This window comes from Desulfogranum marinum, from assembly GCF_963675105.2.
GTDB lineage: Bacteria > Desulfobacterota > Desulfobulbia > Desulfobulbales > Desulfobulbaceae > Desulfogranum > Desulfogranum marinum.
Genome location: NZ_CAXXRO010000004.1, coordinates 34363 through 56285, shown reverse-complemented (window position 1 = coordinate 56285; position 21923 = coordinate 34363). Strand labels below are relative to the sequence as shown.

The window sequence follows — 21923 nt, the reverse complement described above, 5'->3', positions numbered from 1 at the left end:
GATTTGTTTGTTACCTTGTGTGTCAAATGGTGATTTACTGTTTCCACTCTTTCAGTAAATTGCTGGCAGCTTCCTTTTCACTAAAGGATTGAGTACTGGCAACCACCTGCTCCATCTGCTCAATTGCCTCATCTTTCTTTTCTTCGCCAAACAAGGCAAGTGCAAGATGATAACGAAGAATAGGGTTGTTTTTATCCACTTCCACAGCCTGGGCAAATTCATTACGAGCAAGACTGTAGGAACCGCGCTTGTAATGCACCCATCCGAGCGTATCTATAATATGCGCGTTGTCCGGCAATTCCTGCTTGGCAATCATAGCTAAACGTAAAGCTTCGCCAAGGTCAGGATCAGCGCTTTCTGCAATCATCCAGGCCAGATTATTGGCTGCAGGCGCGAAATTAGGATTACGCTGGAGCGCGTTCTTATACGCCTCCATGGCCAATTCGGTTTTCCCTGTTTGTTCGTAGATGGCACCGAGGCCCATGTAAGCACCAATGGTATCAGGTTGTTTGGCGAGCAGATCTTTATATTCGGCAATGGCCTGCTCTGTTTTTCCCTGTTTGGTCAGGATGAGGGCGCTCATCGCATAAGGGCGTGGATTTTGCGGATCAAGTTCCTGTGCTGTCTTATATGCCTCTAATGCTTTTTCAGGCTGATTTGAACTGAGCATAAGATTGGCAAATAAAATCTGCAGCCCTGCGCTGTCTGGAGCCTTGTCTATTTGCTTGCGAGTCATCGCAATTAAGGCGTCTTTGTCTTGGCCTTTTTCCTGCGACAGTTTCAGTAAAAAGGTAAACGCTTTTGCATTGCCTGGTTGGACAGCCATTATTTTTTCAAAGGCTTCTTTAGCTTTATCCGGTTGTTTGAGACCAAGATAAGCCAGGCCAAGATTACCTAATATTTCAGGATTGTTCGGCACTTTTGCGTCAAGCTCGGAGAACATCTTTTCCGCATTTTCAAATTCTTTGGAAAAAAGGACTCCTTTTGCCAATATCATGGCTGCTTGGAAATTTTTTGAATCAAGCTTTAACGCGATAGCAGCTTCTTTTTTAGCTTCCTCAAAGTTGCCATCTTGCAGAAAAAGTAAGGCCAGCATGGAGTGTGCTTTCGCATGGGCAGGGTTTTTTTCAACAGCTTCTAGCAGGGCATTTTTAGCAAGATCAGTCTCTTTTAAGTTACTGTGTGCGATTGCCTTAACAAAAAATAGTTCACCCCATCTAGGGTAATCTTGAATAAGTGCAGTAACTATTTCTAACGCTTCTTGCGGCTTGGAATCATTGAGGTAGAGTTTTGCCTGTACGAGCTTAGCACCACCATTTTTAGGATTTGCGGCAAAAATTTCCTCCATTACTCTTTTAGCATCTTCAAACTGTTTTTGCTCAAAATAGAAATCTGCTAATTTAGCTTTAACATTCTCAGGTGGGTCTGCAAGTTCAATAGCCTCTTTGTACAGCTGCTCAGCTTTTTTCTTTTTACCTTGCCTGCTGAAGAAATCAGCGGTTGAAACTTTGAGCCCTGCATCTTTCGGAGCAATGTTCATTGCTTCGAGTAAGTGTTTTTCAGCAGCGTCTACATTATTTTGCCTTAGGGAAAGAGACGCCATTTGCAAATATGGCTGTGGTGACTCTGGAAAAGCAGCCGCCATCTTCTGTAACACATCGTTTGCTTTATCAAATTGCTTTTGGCTGGAGTAGAAAGATACCAGCGTAACGTAATTGCCTTGTTTTTCTGTGTTAAGCTCAAGAGCTTTGTTAAAGGCTTCTTCGGCCTCAGGAATCTGCTTTTTTACTGCAAGTATCCTGCCTTTTATCGCGTATAGACGATCCTCATCTGGGGCTATGGCAAGAGCTTTGTCAATACTTTCCAAAGCATTATCAGAATTACCCTCGACGAGTTCCAGATTTGCCAGCAGAGCTAAACCATCCTTGTTGTTGGGGTCCTTGGCAAGTACATCCTCAAGACTAGTCCTCGCTTCCTCTTTTTTACGGCCAAGGAGATAAAATTCGGCAGTCTTTACTTTTGCATCAAGGTTGCTCGGATCAAGTGTTGCCGCACGTTGCAATTCGCCAAAGGCCTGGCGAGGATTGCCGTTTTCCAAATACAGAAGACCCAGTTGATAACGGGCCTCAGCAAATTTCGGATCTATCTGGATGGCATTGCGGAGTTCAATTATTGCTTCTTTGTCCTTGGCCTGCTCAATATAGACCATGGCCTTTTTAAAGTGGATTTCCTTGTCCTTGGCAGGATCATTACAGCCGGATAAAAGCGCCAATAAAGTAATAACTACAATGGCTACAGTGTAATAACCCAAGCTTCTCATTCGCATGACGACTCCGTCGAATTTGAGTAATAAAAATTGTGCATGTACGGCACCTTATCAAAATATGAAGGAAAAAAAAAGTTTGCTTTTCAGTAAGTTCCATATAAAACAACCCATGAGAGATATTTTTGGGCAGCTGTAGCATATCGGAGTATTTTTTTTAATAGGCTGTACGTTTTTTACATGTAGGGTGGATGAGTGCAGCGCATCCACACGGAATCGAATTCCTGATGTTAGTGGATGCGCTATCGCTTACCACCCTACGCTTGCCACCGAGCATTATTTTCTAGTCTGCCGCCCGAGCTGGGTCCAAATATCATCTATGGACGAGCACAATGAATTTCCCTTGCTTGACCTCTGTATACTTTACATGTACCATATTCTAATTCCATTTTTTCCGAAAAAATCATGGAGCAAAAAAATGAGAGAAATTTTTCCCCAAGTAGCCAGCCGTGCCGTTTTTTTTATCGCCATTATTTTTTGGGCTTTACCATGCTTTGCAGCAGAATCAACTAGTGATGTTCCGGTTGACAAGGCCATGAAAGAACAATTCCGTCAAGAAATAATAGGCAACCAGGCCAAAGCTACTGCTGACGACGAATATGTAATAGGTTATAGAGACATAGTGTATGTCGAGATCTATGGCGAAGGCTCCATGGGAGTAGGTGCGGGGAGCCCCGCATCAGCCACGATAGACACAGAAAGGGGAGACGATTTTATACGCGGACGTGGCACTGGGGCAGAGGTAAGGATGGACGGCCGGATGTCGTTGAAACATATTGGTGATGTCTATGTGGTTGGCATGACCTTGACTCAACTCGCCGACTACCTAAAAAAACTCTATAGCTCCATCTATGAAAGTCCTAGTGTGACGACTACTTTGGTCCAGAGCAACAGCCGGCAATATACCATGATGGGGCAAGTAAAAGAACCAGGCTTGTTTCATCTCGACTTTCCTCTCTCTGTGGTCAAAGCCGTTGCCAAAGCAGGTGGCTTTACGGAATGGGCAAATTCAGAAATCACAATTATTCGCCAGAAGAATACCTTTTCTCAGCTCTCAGATGCAGGAGCTGACAGTAAAGAAAAAAAACTCACCTTTGATTACGACGATTTTCTGAAAGGAAAAGACCTGGAAAAAAATATCATGATCAAATCTGGCGATATTATAGTTGTGCATTGAGCGGATAATAAAATTGAAACAAAAAATATTACCAATCATTGGCATAGCTCTTCTGGTCTCACCCGCAATGGCAAGAGAGACTGTGGTAAACGGAAAATTGGGAGTTGGTTTAGATTTTTGGGAAAGAACGTATGATAAAGAGGACAGTTTAGCAAGCGAAGGCACCCTGACTGATGCAGACGAAGGAGATAAACAGCAATATGGTATTTGGCCTGAAGTATCCATAATTTCAGAGGGAATAAAAGATTCCTATTCTTTACGCTATGCGCCTGTCTTTAAGTATGATGATGTGACCTCTGATAACGAGGTGGATCATTACCTTGATCTCAGTGGGGAGCGTTTCATCTCCCGTCATTGGTCGGTAATGCTTGACAATAACTTCCAACAGACCGATGATCCCAGTTCTTCCACTGGCGATACGGAATCGCAGGAGGTGAGTACTAGCGAGGAGTTAACAAGAGATCAAGGTCGTCAAAGATATTGGATCAATGACTTGCGATTACAAACCGATTATACGTTCGGGGAGGAAAACAGTGTCGGGGGCGGTTATGGGTTTAAGGTCTTGCGTAATGATTCGGACGACAGCAGCTATAGAGAGTACGATCGGCATAACATATTTGCAACCTTTGCCTACCGGTATAGTCAGGCTATCAGGTCTTCTATTCTCCTGGATTATGTAAAAGGCCTGTATGATGACACCATTGATGCTGAAACAGAAAAACCTGTCTCCGAGGATCTGGATGAATACAGGGCGACATTGAGATTCGATTACCTGCATGGCCCCGCAGATTCCTTCCCGTTTGTGTATAATTTTGTTGGAGTGAAATATGACAATGAGCTGCAGCGGGACAGCTATGCGCATGAATTGACTGTTGGCTGGGAACAAGATTTTGATTCGCGAACCCATCTTACAATCGGCGGTGGCCCGACCTATGTTAATGGTGAAGGCGTTAAAGGAGAATGGGATTATAATGTCTATCTGGATTTCACCCGCGACTTCGCCCACTCGTCATTCAACTTATTCATGGAAAAAAAATATGATACCAGTAATTTCAGCGGGAGTAGCACCGATGCTGGTTTTAAAGATACTTACAAGGCCAAGGCTTTGTACAACCATCAGCTCACGCAAGGGCTTTCAGGAGATGTGTTTGCAATATACCGATGGGAATCCAACCTTGACCCACAGGGAGACACGCTGACCGAAGCTGTTGCAAGTGCTAACGCAACTAGTGAGGAGTCGATTGGTGATATTACCTATGATAAAAATATATATGAAATAGGGGTTGGTTTAAATTACGATTTTTTAAGATATTACAATGCCAAGCTTCGCTATTCATATTACATGTCTGATGGCGAGCTTGATAGTGACCAATATAATGATCACAGGATATTGTTTACACTTTCGGCGAGTGCTGATCTGTGGCGCTGGTAAATAGAGCTTTTTGAATTATGAACCTTTCTTTGTATAGAACAATACTCCTTTCTGGAATTATACTGGCAACGTTTTTTTTGTTGCAAGATGTCACGGGGGTGCAAAGGGTACCCATTAAAAAGTCACTGAGTTATTTCCCTACAAAAATAGATACTTGGCAAGTTATATCCAAACGTAACTCAAGCGACAGTGTCATTCAACTGTTGGGTGTAGATGATTACATAGAATATAATTATCAAGATATTGATGGCCATTCCGTTAACTTTTATGCTGCTTTTTACGAGGCGGTGGGCAATGGTACTGGCTATCATTCACCTAAAAATTGTATTCCCGGTGGGGGATGGGGAATCGATGAAATTAATACCATTTCCATCACACCTAAAGAGCGTAGTAAGTCTGTGAAAATTTCAGAGATGATTATTCGCAACGGTAGTGAGTACCAAGTGGTTTTTTATTGGTATCAAAATCGTGGGCGAATTATTTCTTCTGAGTATTTTGAAAAAATTTATCTGGTTTTAGACTCAATTTTTAAGAATAGACGTGACGGCACTTTTATAAGGCTAATGTCTTATGCTCCTAATAAAGATATTAAGGGTGCTCGCCAAAGGCTTATAGCGTTTGCGGAAGCTTCTTTGCCAGAGCTGGATAATTTCATTCCAGGAGGGCAGTTGTGAGCGAGATGGAAGTAAACCCGTCTGCACAAAAGCCACGCACGTGGTGTGTCGCGATTGTTTTGGCGTCGGTTGTTTTGTTGTATTACCATGTGTTTGTATCGTTATTCCATGATTGGAGGGTAAACGAAGATTATTCCCATGGTTTTTTTATCCCTCTAATAAGCGGATACATGATTTACGGGATGCGTCATGAATTGAAGGAAATGGTCGTGCGTCCAGTGAACTGGGGATTGGCTATTTTTTTATTAGGGCTCATCCAGCTGTATGTTGCCACTGTAGGGACAGAATACTTTCTTCAGCGGACTTCGTTAATACTGGTTCTGTTCGGGTGCAGCCTCTTTTTACTGGGGAGCCAAATCACTAAGAGATTGTCAGCCCCTATAGCATATCTCGTCTTTATGGTGCCATTGCCTGCAATTATTTGGAATAAAATTGCCTTTCCTATGCAGCTTTTTGCCAGTGCAATTACTGAAAGAGCAGTAAGATCCCTTGGCATTCCAATATTTCGTGAAGGCAACATCCTCCACCTTGCCAATACAACCCTTGAGGTGGTTAATGCATGTTCAGGACTCAGATCTCTGATGACGATGTTTGCCTTGAGTGCTGCACTCACAATGTTTTCAAGTCTCAGCGCCGGCAAAAATTGGATGTTGTTTTTTGCTGCCGCTCCCATCGCCATGCTAGCCAATACTTTGAGACTGACTGGTACTGCCGTTCTCGCTTCAAGGTATGGCGAGGAGGTTGCCCAAGGGTTTCTGCATGATTTTTCAGGGATGGTGGTTTTCGTTCTGGGGCTTGCTCTGCTCATAGGAGTAAATGTATTACTTGTTAAGACCTCTACTACTGAAACTCATGAATAACTATTTGACCATAGATGTTGAAGATTACTTTCAGGTCTCAGCATTTGAGAAAAATATTAAGGTGGATGAATGGGACAACTTTGAGTCACGGGTTGTTAATAATACAGAGCGAATTCTTGATATTTTAGCAGAGTTTGAAACCAAAGCGACTTTTTTTATTGTTGGCTGGATAGCTGAAAAGCATCCTAAGCTAGTGCGAACCATTCAGAGAGCAGGGCATCCCATAGGGTGTCATAGCTATTTACATCGCAAAATATATACTCTCACCCCTGAGCAATTTCGAGAGGATACAAAACGGGCTAAGGAGTTGCTTGAGGAGATTATAGGGCAGCCAATACTAGGTTATCGTGCACCAAGCTACTCCATAACAGAGAAATCCCTCTGGGCTCTTGAAATATTAGCAGAGTTGGGGTTCGAATACGACTCAAGCATATTTCCTGTGATGCACGATAATTATGGGATACCCGACTCCCCTCGTTTCCCTTACGGCCATCAGCACGTCAAATTGTACGAATATCCAATTTCCACTGCGAGGATACTCGGTCGAACTATCCCGGTTTCAGGCGGAGGCTATTTCCGTTTATTTCCTTACTGGTTTACGAGGTGGGCATTGGAGACAATCAACAATAAAGAAAAACAACCGTATGTCTTTTACCTGCACCCGTGGGAGATAGACCCCAAACAACCGCGTTTCAAAACTGCCTCTTTCCTCTCACGTTTCAGGCATTATAATCATTTGGAAGATACTGAAAACCGTCTGCGAAGTTTGCTGGGTGATTTTTCTTTTGAGCCACTACCGGAAACCAATTTTAATTGATAATCAAACATTCCAAAAAAGATTGTGGAATCAATCAAAAACGTAAAAAACAACTCAATTGTAGCCCCCCAAAAAAAAGGATGGTTACAGGTGTAGTCTAATTTAACGGCTTGAACCTTCTCGAAGAACTGCACAAGTTGAACTAGAATGTAGCTGGAAAAGGTAATTGCTCAACAGAGGTGGCCCCGCAAAATTGAACGGGGCTTGCAATAAGCCGCGAGGATTGGGATTAAAATGTATTTTGATGACAACCGGAGTCGGCTTGACTGCGTGGTGTACGCCCGGCATGGGCGTGCTCTAATGGGGTGCAAGTCCCCTGTATGTAAACCCTGTTACTGTCGTGATGACAGGACCATAAATAAAGGCTCAGAGAGCTGCTTGTATTGTAATGAATTTGCGAAAAACAACATAACAGTAAGGATATCCGAGCCATGGCACATTATAACACCATCCTTCATCAAATTACTGCATCTATCCCACGACATGTTTTCGACTATTATGCCGATATTCATCACGCAGGACAGAAGTTTCGCTCATGCAACCGCTGGAGCCAATTCATGGCGATGTTGATAGGGCAGCTCTCAGGTCGCAAAAGCCTTCGGGACATCATTCATAATCTGAAGGTCCAACAAGGTAAGCTCTACCACCTCGGGATGAAGTTAACTTCCAGGGCTACTTTAGCCCGAGTCAATGAGCGGCAACCCGCAAGTCTCTATAAAAATATTTTCAGTGAACTCCTCACTAAGTGCCAAAGAATTGCTTCCCATTACAAATTTTCATTCAGCGGAAAGCTCTACCCCGTTGATACGACAACCATCAACCTCTGTCTTGCTGCATTTCCATGGGCCGAATTTCGAAGTCAAAAGGAGCAATTAAGTTACACTCTGGTCTGGATGCAGGTGGTTATCTCCCTGCATTTATGGACATGACCAACGGCAAAGTTAATGCAATCAACTGGGCTAGGACACTCACATTACCCAAGGGCTCTTTCCTCTGCTTTGATAGAGGGTTCACCGATTATGACTGGTACGGTGAGATCTCACTCGCAATGGTCTATTCTTTGTGACGCGCCTCAAAAGCAATGCTGAGGTCGAATACCTCCTCAAGCGGGCTGGGCGCAAGGGCATCGAGCAACCGCTTCGCCTTGTGGGCTTCATTGACCCGCATACTGGCAAGCAATACCGTTTGTTACCAACGCCCATCACCTGAAAGCAGCAGAGGTTGCGGATATTTACAAAGAGCGTTGGTAGATCGAACAATTTTTCAAGTGGATCAAACAAAACCTGAAAATCCGAACCTTCTTGGGAACATCAGAAAATGCCGTACTCACCCAAGTCTGGATTGCGCTGTGTGTTTACCTTCTTGTCGCTTTTCTGAAATCCAAAGCAAAGTTGAGCTATTCGATGACACAAATACTCCGGGTTTTACACTCATCCTCTTTGCTTGAAATGATTTTATCAGGCTTTTTAGGTCGCCAGGAAGCAACCTGTTGATTCTCCACAGCTTTCATCGCTCCAGTTAAGATAAATGATATTTTAAAAGTGTATTTTTCAAGGTTTCCTTAAATGATTTTTATTTACCTCCTCATTGTAACTACACCTTTTTCACAGTATCCAGCTTTTTATAATCTTTTTGCTGGATTATCACTTGTAAAAATATTCGGAATTTTAAGTTTTACTTATAGTATATTTTACAGGAGGGTAGAATCGAGGCCAGTACATCGCTCATCAACACTAGAATTTTTAATAGTAGTGTTTTTTTTATATGGAATTTTTCGAATTGCAATTTCTAATGAGTTTGGCGAAAATTATATATTTCAGACAATACTATCCCTTTTAATATTTTTTTTTGTAAGTATAAGGTGTATAGATTCTATAGAAAAAGTAAAAAAATCTATTATATGCATAATAGTAGGAGTGTTTTTCGCTACATACCGAGGGCTCAAAGAATATTTTTATCTTGGAATTGCACGACCACAGTCAGTGTTCGGCGATCCAAACTATTTTGCTTTGGCTTTAGTCTTATGTATTATAATTTTACTAAATTTTATTTTTTATTCTAAATTAGATAAAAATAAAAAAATATTTATTTTTCTATTATCATTAATAATGATTGCAACATTGTTGCTAACAGCTTCAAGAGGCGGTGTCATTGGTTTACTCGTTGGATTATTAGTATTTTTGTTAAGCGAAAAAGTAAATAGAAAAAAAATTTGCTTTTTTTTATTTATCTCTCTTTTTTTTATTGTTCAAATTTTACCAAGTCATTTATTTGGTAGATTTGGTATTGGAAACATAATTGACATGGAAAGTGAGATGAATAGTGAAATGTACGGCGCTAAGGTTTCTACCGATGCTAGAAAAAAATTATTAATAGCTGGAGTTAATATGGTTAAAGAAAAACCTATTTTTGGCGTTGGGCACGGAAAATTCAAGTATTATTCTGTTTCTTATAATTCAGAAATTTCTAGTTCTCAGATAGCTCACTGCACTTGGTTGGAAATTTTAGCTGAACAAGGAATTTTTGGATTCATAATTTTTATATCAATAATATACTTGACACTGGAAAGATTGCTTTCAGTAAAGAGATTAACAAAAAACACCAAATGTTATAATTTTATTAGTATATCAAATGCACTTTTTACTAGTTTGGTAGCCTATGTGGCTACTGCAACATTTTTGAGCGCAGAGTGGGAAAAATTATTGTGGATAATAATATTTATTTCAATTTGTTTTTATAATTGTTTTATTGAAAAAGTTAGTTCTAGATGAATTGCGATTGCAACCAATTTTAGCAGTTAGAAGTGGCCCCACTTGTTTGAACAGTTGCCGCTGTTTCTTAAGTGGACTCTCTGCCGTTTTTTTATGCTGCCAGGTTTACCTTGCGTTTTCGGAATGTAGGCACATTTTTGATCAATGCAAATTTTATTTTCCAGTAACTTTAGGGAGTTGCTGTTTTTGAGCCCTTCAAAATGGTCGAAGCATGTGGGCACACGCGATGTTGATTTACACTTGTTAATATAGAATGTTGTGTTATTTTAACAGGCAATCATGTACTTGCGAACAACACAACGAAAGAACAAAGACGGCTCGGTAACCAAATATTACCAGCTCGCCCATAACGTACGACACCCAGAGACCAAACGGACTACAGCCAAGATCATCCATAGCTTCGGCAGGGCTGATGAACTTGATCGAGATGAACTTGTCCGCTTGTGCCGATCCATTGCCAGGGTCTGTGGGGTTGAGGTTATTGATCCTTTGGATGCGGCTTGTTCAAAGGGAGGCCTACCTGCCGATGTCAAGATACTCAGGACATTAGAATACGGAACTGTCCGCGTCATAGCAGAACTGTGGGAGCAGCTTGGGATCGGTAAAGTTATCCGTGAAGCAACCCATGACAAGGGCGTCGATTACGATAAAGCCATACTGGCGATGGTTGCCAATCGCTTTTGTTGTCCGGAATCTAAGCTCGGAGTGTGGGAGAGGTGGCTCAATACGGTTTACCTGCCTGAGTGTGGTCATTTCAAACTACGCCAGCTTTATGAGGCCATGGATATTCTGCATGAAAATGCGGAGGAAATTGAAAAGCAGATTTTTCACCAGGTTGCAAATCTTCTGAACTTATCAGTGGATATTATTTTTTATGACACCACCACTGCATCCTTTTCCATCGACTATGAAGACGAGGATGACGGGCTCCGTCAGTATGGCCATGCCAAGGAAGGTTTCTGGGCACCCCAAATTATCGTTGCCCTGGCCGTCACCAGGGAAGGTATACCAGTCAAAAGTTGGGTCTTTCCAGGAAATACTGCCGATGTCAGAAGTGGTCTCGTTCTTTAGACCAACACCATGGAGTTCTAAGTTATTTTCGTAGTTCCATGTGTCCTCCCTCTTCCCCGCGGGGAAGAGGGAGTTTTTTTAGGCCGCTTTTTTTACTTCTCCCCGATATATCTCATCCGGGGTTTTGTCGTCGAGTGATTCATGGGGACGAATGGTGTTGTACCGGAGAACATAAGCTGCAATCCCCTGCGTCAATTGTTTAGGGTTCTCATATGATTTCAGGTATATATCTTCATATTTAATACTTCTCCAAAAACGCTCAATCATCACATTGTCAACCCATCTTCCCTTGCCGTCCATACTGATCGTAACGCCTGCATCCTGCAAACAGTCTATCCACTTTTCAGAGGTAAACTGGCAGCCTTGATCTGTGTTCATGATCTCCGGTGCTCCAAAATCATTTAAAGCACGTTTTAGGCACAGGATGCAAAAAGCGGTGTCCAAGGTTGTAGAAATCTCCCAGTCTATAATTCTCCTCGAATACCAATCCATTATAGCGAAAAGGTACACATAGCCTCTACGCATTGGAATATAGCTGATATCAGCACACCACACCTGATTGGGGCGAGAAATTGTAAGCCCTCGCAAACGATATGGGAAAATTCCTTCCGGTCCACCAGGAATAGTTGTTCGTTTTCTGGGGTATATAGCCTCAACCCCCATTACCCGCATCAACCGACGGACTTTTCGACGACCAATTTGTTTGCCCGTTAATCGGCGTAAATATTTGAACATCCTACGACTGCCAGCTGCCGGGTCTTCGAGGTGTAATTTGTCGATATTTTCCATCAACGCAAGATTCTCTGGAGATTCACCAGATAACTGGTAATAAACAACCGAACGTGGAATGCCCAGCAACTCACATTGACGCCGAATGCTCAGTTGACAATTCCGCTCTACGAGTTTGGCTTTTTCACGGGAATTCCCAACTGTTCGCACTTTTTTTCGAGGAAATCGACCTCCATCGTCAACTGGCCAACTTTGCGTTCGAGCTGCTGTCGCTCCTTGTCAGTCCCACCTTGTCCTTGCTTTCTTTTGCCTTCAAACAGCTCCGGCATTCGCTCAAGCAGTTCATTTTTCCATTTGCCGACCATGATCGGATGGATCTCAAACTGCTTGGCTATTTCACTCTGGGTTTTCAAGCCCTGGATAGCCTCAAATGCCACTCGGGCCTTGAATTCTGCACTGTGTTTCCGTCTTTGCTTTTTCATAATTCCTCATTCTAACATGGTTGAGGAACTACAGAAATGTTAACTTAGCTACTGGTCTGGATTGGCGGCACCACTTCTGTCAGCACGGTAGAGACTATAAAAAAGGATCTCCGTGGCTGGAATCTTGGGCGTGCACTGTTTGTTGCTGACTCAGGCATGAACTCAACAGATAATCGCACAGAACTTGCTAAAGCCTGCGGAACATATCTCCTGGCAACCAGGATGGCAAGTGTGAGTGAAGTAAAGCTGTTTTGCTTCAGCTGGAACTGGAATTTTAAGCCTGTTGAGTTAGTTGGTAATAGCCGGATTGTTGCCAGCTAATAAAAGCCTTTTTGTTGGAGCCCCGTCGGAGACGCCTCTCCGTCATCGCCACCTTCAGGTCCAGCAAACGAGATTAATTTGGCAAGGCTGCGAGCTTGCGAGCACCCGTAGGGCTTGGCCTTGCCAAATTAATCTCGTTTGCTACGGGGGTACAACTTAGTCGTCGCCGTCTCTTGGCTTTTCTAGCCGCTCTTGCGTTTTCCAGCTTGCTATCTCGATCTTTTAAAATTTGTTTATCCCGCCCCTCAAGCATAGCCTCCGGCGTAATATAACCGATGGCGCTGTGTAGTCGAACTGTGTTGTAATGGCGAACAAAACCGGCAATTACCTTTCGAGCATCTTCAAGAGATAACAGAACTCCTGGGCGGATACATTCTGTCTTCAATGATTTGTGCCATCTCTCTATCTTACCGTTGCTTTGAGGGTAGTAGGGAGAGGTCCGAACATGTTTCATTCCTGCGATACGAATAAACTCCTTGAAGTCTTTGGCAATGAATTGGGGCCCATTGTCTGAGATGATTCGTGGAGCAACATCAGGAAAACGTTCACGCCCTCGTTGGATAATTATTTCAACTTCAGCCTCTGTCATGGTCTCCCGGATCTCCCAATGGACAATATAACGGCTACAACCATCCAAGATACTGCAAAGATAATAAAAAGTTCCGCAAATATTGATATGAGATATGTCAATATGCCAATGCTCATGTGGCTTGAGAGGCTGCACAAATCCAGTCCCTTTCTTGCTCGGCTTGGCGCCCCAGCGCTGAAGGAGCCCTGCTGAGGACAGAACCCGGTAGACAGAACTGGGGCTAACTGCAACGATGTCATTATCAAGCATCATAAAGGTTAGTCGCCGGTATCCTTCAAGTGGATTTTTATCATGAAAGTCGACGATAGCAGCCTTTTCCCACTCTTCAAGCCAAAAATCGCGAGGGACCTGGCCGTTGTGCTCATTACTCTTGCCGTAGCGTTCTTTCCAGCTATAAAATTTACTGGCTGATATGCCAAGCCACGCTATAAACAGTTTGAATGATAATTCTGTTTTCATAGCCCAATATTTGACAAAATCAACACAATTGTCTCGAATGTCATGAGGAACCCACTTGCCTTTTAAATTTCCCCAAGATTTTTTTTTAATTTTAGATGGGCTTCCATGAGTTCAGAGACCACTTCGTTTTTGTTCGCAAGCTTCTCCTCGAGCTCGCGTATACGGCGCTCTTGACTGCTTTCTTTGGATTTTCGTTTAGTGACAAAAGCCGCTGAACCGTTTTCAAAAAACTGTTTCTGCCAGCGGTAAAATACCGCTGGAGAAAGGTGATGTTGATCACATACATCTGATATCGGCACGTTGTCCACCAGATGCTGCTTTAAAATAAATACTTTTTCTTCTGGGGTGTATTGTTTTCGTTTCTTGGTCATGAAATATTCCTCCGTATGAGTAAACTAACTCAGACGGTTGAAAATTCCAATTCACGCTGAACCAGTACAAAGCAAACAGTACTTTCTACCCCTGGCCGTTTTAGAGAGATATCTGAAAGTCTTCAGGCTAAGGAGGTCTTACTCGAAAATGGCAAGCGCTACATCCTTTGCTACAATCCCAAGGAAGCGAAAAGGCAGGCCTTGCATCGAGAAGAATTAGTAGCCATGCTTGAGGAGGAAATCTCCAAGCATAAAGATCGAAAGATTAATAATAAATGGGCGATAGAGCTGTTGGCTTCACGACGATTCAAGCGTTATCTTACCATCACGGGACACGACACGATCCGTATCGATCGTAAGGCTATCAAGGAGGCTGCAAAATATGATGGCAAATGGGTTTTGGAAACCAATGATAAAAACATAAGCGTCGAAGATGCCGCCTGCGGGTATAGGGGGCTTATGGTTATTGAGCGCTGCTTTCGTTCCTTGAAAAAGACCCAGATCAAAATGATGCCAATGTATCACTGGCTACCGAATCGTATCGAGTCGCATGTAAAAATATGTGTGCTGGCTCTCCTTATAGAGCGCGTAGCGGAGTTGACATGTGATAAGCCCTGGCGAAAAATCCGGTTGGTCCTGAGTAAAATACAAGCGACAGAGTTCGCAACGCCAGGTCACCATTTTTACCAATTAAATGAACTACCCATTGGAGCGAAGTTTACTATGGAACAGCTTGCATTTGCCTGTCCCCGCAAGGTTTTTGGCATCCAGGCCGTGAAAAAAGATACTGCAATGATGTAGGCACACGCGAAAAAATATGGATCCTGTCAGCCCGCCTTGCAGGCGGCTTCGCGAGCAGGTCTCGGATTTGGCGCGAAAACGCAAGTTTACCGCAGGCAGCATCATTCCATACGCTTCATCAGGTGTCTTTTTATCAAGCTTTGAATGCGGCCTGGCCTGATTATATCAAGCAAGGTAGGGTGCATCCGACGTTTATGGAATCATTTAACACGCCGCATCCTCTGCTCTCGTGAGACCCTTTTTTCCTGCGCACTTTTCTCATACTGATCAAAGAACGAATCAAATTTTGAGTTATACTTGGCGCAGCGTAGTTTCAAGATGTTGTTGGCATAGTCAACTTTCCACCAAGCGCCTGACCTCTCGAGACGGATATTGCTGATAAACTTGTTAGCACTCTCTATCGCGCCACTGCCAAGCGGATAGCCACCACGCCGTAAGCGGCCATACTCAATGGGAGCATCCGAAGTTTATGGAATTATTTAACAACCCGGATTTTCTTTTCCCGTGAAACTCGTTTGTCTTTGGCGTTTCTCTCGTATTCATCAAAAAATGAATCAAATTTAGAATTATATTTGGCACAACGCAGTTTCAAAATATTATTGGCATAATCAACCTTCCACCAGGCCACGGATCTTTTGAGACGAATATTACTAATGAACTTGTTGGAACTTTCAATTGCACCGCTACCAAGAGGGTAACCCCCTCGGCGTAACCGACCATATTCAATTCGCTTCTTATTCTTTTTGAGGTAATTGGCCAAGTTGGCCCTCTCTGTTTTGGCTTCCGCTGTCTTACATTTCATTCTATTGAGGCCCGCAATGACATGGGTGGCATTATTATGAAATAGCCGAACCTTGGTCTGCTCTACCCATGTGTTTGCCTTTACCTTTTCAGTAAACTGGATTTTGGCAAAATCATATAAATGCTTCGAGCAGTGGTAGTAATCGAGAACTTGCCGACATTCAGGAAAATACTTTTTAACACAGTCCCATATCCAATCGGCTCCATCACCCTCAAAGCAGAGGCGAACCTTGTCGAGAGGGATGATGTCCTTGCCTCGAAGATCAGCTAAAAAATCTTTAAATTCTTCGACATTGCTGATTTGATGCCAACTTAAGAGATGGACGATCTTGTCTTTGTCGAGCAAGTAACCACGGATCCCCTTAGCTTCGCGCCAGCAGTGAGGGAGGCCTTTTTCTTTTGTCCTGATAGGAACCATGGCTCCGTCGGCAGAAAAAACAAGAATTGGTCTCCGGTGATTATTTTCCGAAATACCTTCTACAATTTTAGCCACTTCTTTGGCAGTAGGGATAATCTCGGTAAGACTGACTCCAGTGGCGACTTGATTGGTAAGTTTATGCACAGTGTCAGGAGAGATTTCGAAACGGTAAATTTCACTCATCATCTCCGCAGACTCTTCAAAGGTTTCCTTGGCACCAAAGAGGGCTGCTATTTTTTGAATATCATACTGGTACTTGCCATCTCTCAAATTAAGAACATCTTCGTATGGAGTATGGCTGGCCTTACATTTTGGGCAAACTTAGTAGGGGCAGTTAATAGTAATTGTCCCAATGGTGGTGATGCATTCTTTTTTATTGGAATATTTTTTATGAGCCTTGGCACCACAACAGGTACACTTGGGAGAAGTTAAATGTTTGTCGAGTTCACCTTGAATAATGATTTGAACCAATTCAGGGTCTATTGCTGGATAAATATTTCTAATATTTTCGATTATCTCAAAAAGTGTATTTTGGGGCGCATCAACGCACTGGATAATATCAGATATTTTTTGATCAAGACTATTGTCGTACATGTTTTTGTAATACTTAGTCCCAGTCTGTATTTTCAGCACCCTTGCCATGGCTTAACCTCCTGATTTTGCAAGGTATTATACCATAAAAGTGCTTCTTCTTAAAACTTAAAATTCCTTTAAGTACTTAAAAATACAAAATAAAATTGGCAAAAATCAGATGACAGAATTATGCCATAAATAGCAGATGCTCCCTTGTTTAAACGTTTTTTGTCGAAGGGAGGCAATTTTTATCTGCCAATAACTGTTGAGTCGAACGAGGTTTCCTTCCTCGACGTGGCAGGTAAAAACCGGGTAACATAGGTGTTGGATTTGCTAGATTTTTCATGTTTAAAAGTAACATTTTCAACCAATTATACCTGCCGGTTTTATGGTTGAAAAACGCCTTAAACTAGCGCCATTCAGGACTGACCATGTTTCTTTCAGGCGTCATTATACCTCTAGGTTATCGATATATTTTTGTAGATTTGTTGCGTTCGTCTCTATGTCAACCTTATTGGAATCAAGGGTAATGTCAGCGTATTTGATAATTGGTAATAAAAAATTTTTATGCCCTGGTCTAACTGTATCTAAATACTGATTAAGTACTGAATTAACGCTCCTGTCTCGTTCGACCACATCTCTTCTTATCCTTCTTGCAAGCCTCACGTCTGCTGGAGCATGGATATATACGATCAGGTCGTATAAGTCCCTCAGTTCTTTCCAATAACACGAGAAAAGTCCTTCTACGATAATATTTCTTTTGGGTATTATTTTTTCCGGTATATCAAGTCGTTGATGTGTTGTGAAATCATATACAGGCTTATGGACAGCTTTACCATTTTTAAGATTGGTGACTTGGTTTACTAGCAATTTTTTATCAATACAATTTGGTTTGTCAAAATTGGTTTTGATAGAATCACTGAATAAAACCGGATTGTAATATGAATCGATTGGTACAATCAATGTGCAACTCGACCAGCTTGAAATGCAATTACAAATAGATGTCTTGCCCGATCCTGAGCCACCAAATACTCCAATCAAGAGTCTTTTTGCAATCTCCATGCCCATTCTCCTTTCTCGAATCTGTTTTCCTAAAGATATTTTTTGATTCACTCTGTAGTATGTAAATTAATGATATTAAGGAGTTTAATCGAAGCGTTTATTGGCCCTTTTTTCACCACTCTTGTGCCAAGAGATCAGGAGCTTTGTATCCATACATCGAGTTCTTTTGGCTCCTCAACGTTTCAGGTGGATTCTAGCAAATTGTGTACCTGTAAAGCCAGCAGGTATATTATACTAATAAACATCACGTCTTGGCAAAAGCATCTGGTTCTGGCGGCCTGAAAAATGCCATTACGCGATTCTATTCGGGCGTTGCTATGACCCTGAAGATCATCTCGGGACTCGACAGTTACCCGAGTATAGCTGGCTGCTCGCGAGTCATGAAGTTATCTGTCTTTTGAGCCAGCAGGCCAAAAGCATGTCCCCCCGAGACAGGGTTTTAGATTGTGTTTATTTTCTTTGGTGCTCCCGGTCTGGAATGGTCAAGTAAAAGTAGACAGTTTTTTCATGCGACCATTTTCAGTTTCATCCAATTGTTCAAGAATTCTTTTGGGCATAAATTGCCAAGATAACTGTAACGTCTGAAGCTGTTGTAATACATTTCAATGTAGTCAATTATGTCACCCTTGTGACTCATACTTCCTCGCAGCCCATGCCCTGCTATATATGATTTAAATCGTTGCTGCAACATTGGCTGCCACGGTCTGAGTGGAAAATCAAACCGCTCTCCGGCTTCTTTCTCCAGATAGCCATCCGGGTTTGATAACCAAGTGCCGATTAATGCGCGCACACATAGACCAGCCAACAACTTCTCGATTAAACAAATCTACAACAACGGCTAGACAAAGCCAGCCAGCGGATGTCCAGATATACGTGATATCTGAGACCCAAGCCTGGTTGGGGCCGCTTACCGAAAATTCCCTTTGGAGTAAATTTGGAAAGACTTCCAGGGTATGATCGCTATCAGTGGTGGCTTTATATTTTTTCTTTTGCTTAGCCTTTACACCTGCAAGGTTCATGATTGTTTTGGCGCGAGCTCTACCACAAGGAAACCCCTAAGATGTCAGTTCATCTGCATGCCTGCGTGCTCCATATGATTCCCTGCTGAAACCGTGAGTAGTCTATAATATCTGCGCCATCTTTTTGTTTTCTCTGCAGGTCTTTGATTCACCACGATTAAGCCAGCTAAAATAGCTGCTGCGGTGAACTTGCAGAACATGGCAGAGTAATGTTACCGGGTACGCCTTCTTTTCCTGGGTAATGAACTGATACCTTAAAGATTTTCTTTGGCAAAGAGTTACGTGATTACCAACGAACTTCAGCCAACTTTAAAAGACGCTGTGGCATTGGCGGTGTCCGCATCGCCACGTACGCTAACCGATTAACCATTGTGTGCAATTCGAACCTCCGGTTGAACCGATAACAAAATTCTGCAAGATACCTTGGCAGGTGACTTGGACTCACGTGATGATAAGTCCCATGTAACGCATTCTTAACATTACCAATCATGATATTGACCCATTTAAAAACACCATACTCATCGTACCCGTTGTCTGTGCGGGAAATAATGGGTTCGTGCTCACAGTCAGCATCCTCAACACCGGGAAAACAGTTGAGCCCGTCTGATACCACCAAGGTATCAGGGCTGAGGTGTTTTTTTGCCCACTCTGTTAGTTCCTCTTTTGTGAACCCGATAACCTTACTCAAACGAATTTTGACAGGGTGTCCTTCTTCGGTGAGTGAAATTGATGCTACAAAGGGTGTTTTGCCTGTTGCTCCACGACCTCGAACCCCATCGTATTTCTTCCCGCCCCAATACGCGTCGTCGATGACCACCAGTTCGTTCAACGGTTGGGAATCATCCCTTTCCTTCATTGTCTGCTGGAGCTTATGTTTTATGCGAAGCGCCGTATTGGCAGATACTCCAAGGGTGCGCCCAAGGTGCATCGAAGAAATACCGGTTTTGGCTTGGCTAATGAGATATATTGCAAGGAACCACACCGTAAGCGGCAGTTTGGTCGATGCAAATATGGTCCCGGCGGTCAACGATGTTTGAGTATGGCAATAATTGCACTGAAGAACCTTTCGCGATGCAATTTGGCAATGGCCCGTATGTCCGCACTTGGGACATACAAAGCCCTGGGGCCAACGGAATGCAAACAGAGCTTGGTAACATTTTGATTCGTCACCGTAGTGGGAAAGAAAAGCTGTCAAACTCAAACCTTTTTGAAACTGAATTGGATTCTTGGCCATGTCTTAATCTCCCATTTGTTTTGGTCATGGTTGATTATGACATAGCGGGTTTATCATATAGTGACTACCCCCCCCCAAAAAAAAAAATAAATGTGGCTGAAGTTCAGTGGTAATCACGAAGAGTTAAGTAGCAAAGAGGAACCGCCCCTCAATGCTCTCCCAGGTAGGGTCGAAGGCTGGCGCGGTACCCAAAGTCCGTTTCCAACCTCCGCCTCGACAAACCCAGCGTGCGGATTTCCCGCACTGGGCTTTCACTGTTATGTTCATTTCAAGGTTAATGAGACCTATTGAACTGGCAGCACTTTCAGGCACGATGATATCGAACTCCGTAGTCATTATACAATCCCACAGTTTCATATAACCAAGCCCTACTCCATCTGTTCCAGCCAAAGCCACGACGTTTCCTGGCATACATTAAGTGTCGTCTGATCTTTTTCTCCAGCCAATCTTTCACATAGCAAAAACATTCGCTGGAGTTACCAACCCGAAAATAGTTCACCCAGCCCCCACTATGGTATTTATGAGGGCAATTACCCTACCCACAGGTTGGGACCGATGTCGACGAAACACACCCTTGAGCTTTCGCAACAAGGTTGTCCGTGCTTTCATGCGTGGAGTAACTCGTACCCCCCACGCTCCACGGCGTGTTTTGGACCGCCGAAAATCAAAACCCAGGAAACTGAAAGTCTCATTCTGTGCAAGGTCAACTATTTGGGTCTTTTCCAAATTCATCTGAACACCCAATTTTTCAAACTCTTCTGCAAGCCTTTTGTAGGCAGCTTGTAACAACCACTCCCACTTTCCAAAACCGTCGACCAAGACCACGAGGTCATCAGCAAAACGGGCATAATCAATATACGTGGATCTGCCTTTCTGGGTCACCGCTTTAGCTCGTTCCAGCATTTTATCTACCTCGTTGAGGTAGACATTGCTGAGTAGAGGTGAAATTACCCCACCTTGTGGAACGCCTTTCGCTCCTCCTACTTTCAAGATCAACTTCAGCAATCGCATCACATCGTCATCATTAACCCGTTCAGCCACCTTTCTCATGAGAGTGACATGCTGAACGTTGTCAAAATAGGCACTTAAGTCTAGATCAATGACACGTGTTTTGTTCTTCACAACTGCCGAAGCGACACGATCTACCGCTGCATGAGCAGTTCGCTTCGGACGGTATCCATATGACCCCTCCTGGAATTCGGCTTCAAATATTGCTTCTAAAATGAGTTTAAGTGCGCCTTGAACCACGCGATCACTTATCCCTGGAATTCCAAGAGTCCTAACCTTACCATTACCCTTGGGAATCTCTTTGATCCGATTTCGCATAGGTCGATATGTCCTGGAGTGCAGTTCATTTTGGATCTGTACAAGAACCCCACTCAACCCTGCCTTCTCGATGTCAGCAAACGACACACCATCTATACCCAGGCGCACCGTTGTTCTTCTTCGCTTCACGATAAGCAAAATCAAGTGTTTCCATTTTACAGACATGCACATACAAACCCCAGAACCGCCATGCCTTATCAGACTTCGCCTTCAAATATATCTTCCTTCTCAGGTCTTGCAGACCGATGGACGCTTTTATCATTTCGCCCCTGCCTCCCAGTGTTGTCAGAAGATTAGTAACAGTGGGGTTCCTTTGCTCACTAGGCGTTACCCCAGTTCATCGCTACTACAAACCCCTCCGCCACCCTCTCGCCTTTCGATTCACTTCCCGCTGTTTACGGTTATAGAACCTACCTTGCTCCACAGATTTCTCTCTGGGACGAGGAGGGCTTCTCCAGTTGCTCGGTATGTCCTTGTCACCGTGCTATCGCTACCACCCCGCCGGAATGAATCAGCAGTATCAATCAGTTTTCGGCTAATTATGCTGCCTCGCCCTACGGTTGCGAGCTCGGCTTCCGAGGATTCTCACTTTCGGGGCCACCTATGCGTTCAC

General features: G+C 43.2%; 16 protein-coding genes and 7 pseudogenes. 10 read left to right on the top strand and 13 right to left on the bottom strand.

The annotated features are described in order from the left end of the window. Positions 1-34 precede the first annotated feature (34 nt). Positions 35-2326 (bottom strand): tetratricopeptide repeat protein, encoded by a 2292-nt coding sequence (locus ACHZCY_RS09055; protein ID WP_319548668.1) that lies wholly within the window; start codon positions 2324-2326, stop codon positions 35-37. A gap of 415 nt (positions 2327-2741) precedes the next feature. Between ACHZCY_RS09055 and ACHZCY_RS09050 the strand changes: the two genes are divergently transcribed. The 8 genes and pseudogenes from ACHZCY_RS09050 to ACHZCY_RS09015 form a co-directional block, all read left to right on the top strand. Next, positions 2742-3500 (top strand): polysaccharide biosynthesis/export family protein, encoded by a 759-nt coding sequence (locus ACHZCY_RS09050; protein WP_319548667.1) that lies wholly within the window; start codon positions 2742-2744, stop codon positions 3498-3500. A 13-nt stretch (positions 3501-3513) separates the two neighbouring features. After that, positions 3514-4932, top strand: a complete 1419-nt coding sequence (locus ACHZCY_RS09045; protein WP_319548666.1) for a hypothetical protein — start codon at positions 3514-3516, stop codon at positions 4930-4932. A gap of 17 nt (positions 4933-4949) precedes the next feature. Beyond that, positions 4950-5606: an exosortase C-terminal domain/associated protein EpsI gene (locus tag ACHZCY_RS09040; protein ID WP_319548665.1), complete on the top strand. Its 657-nt coding sequence runs from the start codon at positions 4950-4952 to the stop codon at positions 5604-5606. A gap of 5 nt (positions 5607-5611) precedes the next feature. Then, positions 5612-6466 (top strand): exosortase/archaeosortase family protein, encoded by an 855-nt coding sequence (locus ACHZCY_RS09035; protein WP_319550212.1) that lies wholly within the window; start codon positions 5612-5614, stop codon positions 6464-6466. Then, entirely contained in the window at positions 6459-7283 is an 825-nt protein-coding gene (locus ACHZCY_RS09030; RefSeq protein ID WP_319548664.1) for an XrtA system polysaccharide deacetylase, read from the top strand. The genes ACHZCY_RS09035 and ACHZCY_RS09030 overlap by 8 nt, the downstream gene beginning before the upstream one ends. 431 nt (positions 7284-7714) lie before the next feature. Beyond that, positions 7715-8710 (top strand): annotated as a pseudogene (locus ACHZCY_RS09025) (IS4 family transposase); the annotation flags it as partial. A gap of 138 nt (positions 8711-8848) precedes the next feature. Then, positions 8849-10054, top strand: coding sequence for an O-antigen ligase family protein (locus tag ACHZCY_RS09020; protein ID WP_319548663.1), 1206 nt, complete (start codon positions 8849-8851; stop codon positions 10052-10054). Positions 10055-10333: 279 nt separating this feature from the next. Further along, a pseudogene (locus tag ACHZCY_RS09015) lies at positions 10334-11104 on the top strand (IS1634 family transposase); the annotation flags it as partial. A gap of 99 nt (positions 11105-11203) precedes the next feature. On the opposite strand, the gene ACHZCY_RS09010 reads toward ACHZCY_RS09015, so the two are convergent. Both ACHZCY_RS09010 and ACHZCY_RS09005 read right to left on the bottom strand, forming a co-directional pair. Further along, positions 11204-12064 (bottom strand): IS3 family transposase, encoded by an 861-nt coding sequence (locus ACHZCY_RS09010; RefSeq protein ID WP_319548584.1) that lies wholly within the window; start codon positions 12062-12064, stop codon positions 11204-11206. Further along, the gene (locus ACHZCY_RS09005) at positions 12022-12336 is read right to left on the bottom strand and encodes a transposase (protein ID WP_319548583.1); all 315 of its coding nucleotides are present in this window, start codon (positions 12334-12336) and stop codon (positions 12022-12024) included. Before ACHZCY_RS09005 ends, ACHZCY_RS09010 begins: the two co-directional genes overlap by 43 nt. Positions 12337-12393: 57 nt before the next feature. On the opposite strand from ACHZCY_RS09005, the pseudogene ACHZCY_RS23615 reads away from it, so the two are divergent. Continuing rightward, a pseudogene (locus tag ACHZCY_RS23615) lies at positions 12394-12582 on the top strand (IS1634 family transposase); the annotation flags it as partial. A gap of 148 nt (positions 12583-12730) precedes the next feature. Here ACHZCY_RS23615 and ACHZCY_RS08995 read toward each other — a convergent pair. Both ACHZCY_RS08995 and ACHZCY_RS08990 read right to left on the bottom strand, forming a co-directional pair. Next, positions 12731-13705 carry an IS3 family transposase gene (locus ACHZCY_RS08995; protein ID WP_319548209.1) on the bottom strand — a complete coding sequence of 325 codons (975 nt, stop codon included), beginning with the start codon at positions 13703-13705 and terminating at the stop codon, positions 12731-12733. A 62-nt stretch (positions 13706-13767) separates the two neighbouring features. Then, positions 13768-14076 (bottom strand): transposase, encoded by a 309-nt coding sequence (locus ACHZCY_RS08990; RefSeq protein ID WP_319548208.1) that lies wholly within the window; start codon positions 14074-14076, stop codon positions 13768-13770. A 96-nt stretch (positions 14077-14172) separates the two neighbouring features. Between ACHZCY_RS08990 and ACHZCY_RS08985 the strand changes: the two are divergent. Continuing rightward, positions 14173-14877: pseudogene (locus ACHZCY_RS08985) on the top strand (IS1634 family transposase); the annotation flags it as partial. 200 nt (positions 14878-15077) lie between these two features. On the opposite strand, the pseudogene ACHZCY_RS08980 reads toward ACHZCY_RS08985, so the two are convergent. The 8 genes and pseudogenes from ACHZCY_RS08980 to ltrA all read right to left on the bottom strand — a co-directional run. Beyond that, a pseudogene (locus tag ACHZCY_RS08980) lies at positions 15078-15323 on the bottom strand (ISKra4-like element ISDau4 family transposase); the annotation flags it as partial. A gap of 29 nt (positions 15324-15352) precedes the next feature. After that, a pseudogene (locus tag ACHZCY_RS23610) lies at positions 15353-15607 on the bottom strand (ISKra4-like element ISDau4 family transposase); the annotation flags it as partial. 810 nt (positions 15608-16417) lie between these two features. Further along, a complete protein-coding gene (locus ACHZCY_RS08970) occupies positions 16418-16738 on the bottom strand; it encodes a hypothetical protein (protein ID WP_319548658.1) in 321 nt (106 codons plus the stop codon). Between the two features lie 381 nt (positions 16739-17119). Next, a complete protein-coding gene (gene udk / locus ACHZCY_RS08965; RefSeq protein WP_319548657.1) occupies positions 17120-17731 on the bottom strand; it encodes a uridine kinase in 612 nt (203 codons plus the stop codon). Positions 17732-18447: 716 nt separating this feature from the next. Then, on the bottom strand, positions 18448-18750 hold the full coding sequence (locus ACHZCY_RS08960; RefSeq protein WP_319548656.1) for a DDE-type integrase/transposase/recombinase: 303 nt from the start codon (positions 18748-18750) through the stop codon (positions 18448-18450). Between the two features lie 286 nt (positions 18751-19036). Beyond that, positions 19037-19984: an IS1595 family transposase gene (locus ACHZCY_RS08955; protein ID WP_319548655.1), complete on the bottom strand. Its 948-nt coding sequence runs from the start codon at positions 19982-19984 to the stop codon at positions 19037-19039. Between the two features lie 123 nt (positions 19985-20107). After that, on the bottom strand, positions 20108-20395 hold the full coding sequence (locus tag ACHZCY_RS08950; protein ID WP_319548654.1) for a hypothetical protein: 288 nt from the start codon (positions 20393-20395) through the stop codon (positions 20108-20110). Then, positions 20289-21572: pseudogene (gene ltrA, locus ACHZCY_RS08945) on the bottom strand (group II intron reverse transcriptase/maturase). The gene ACHZCY_RS08950 and the pseudogene ltrA overlap by 107 nt, the downstream one beginning before the upstream one ends. Positions 21573-21923 lie beyond the last annotated feature (351 nt).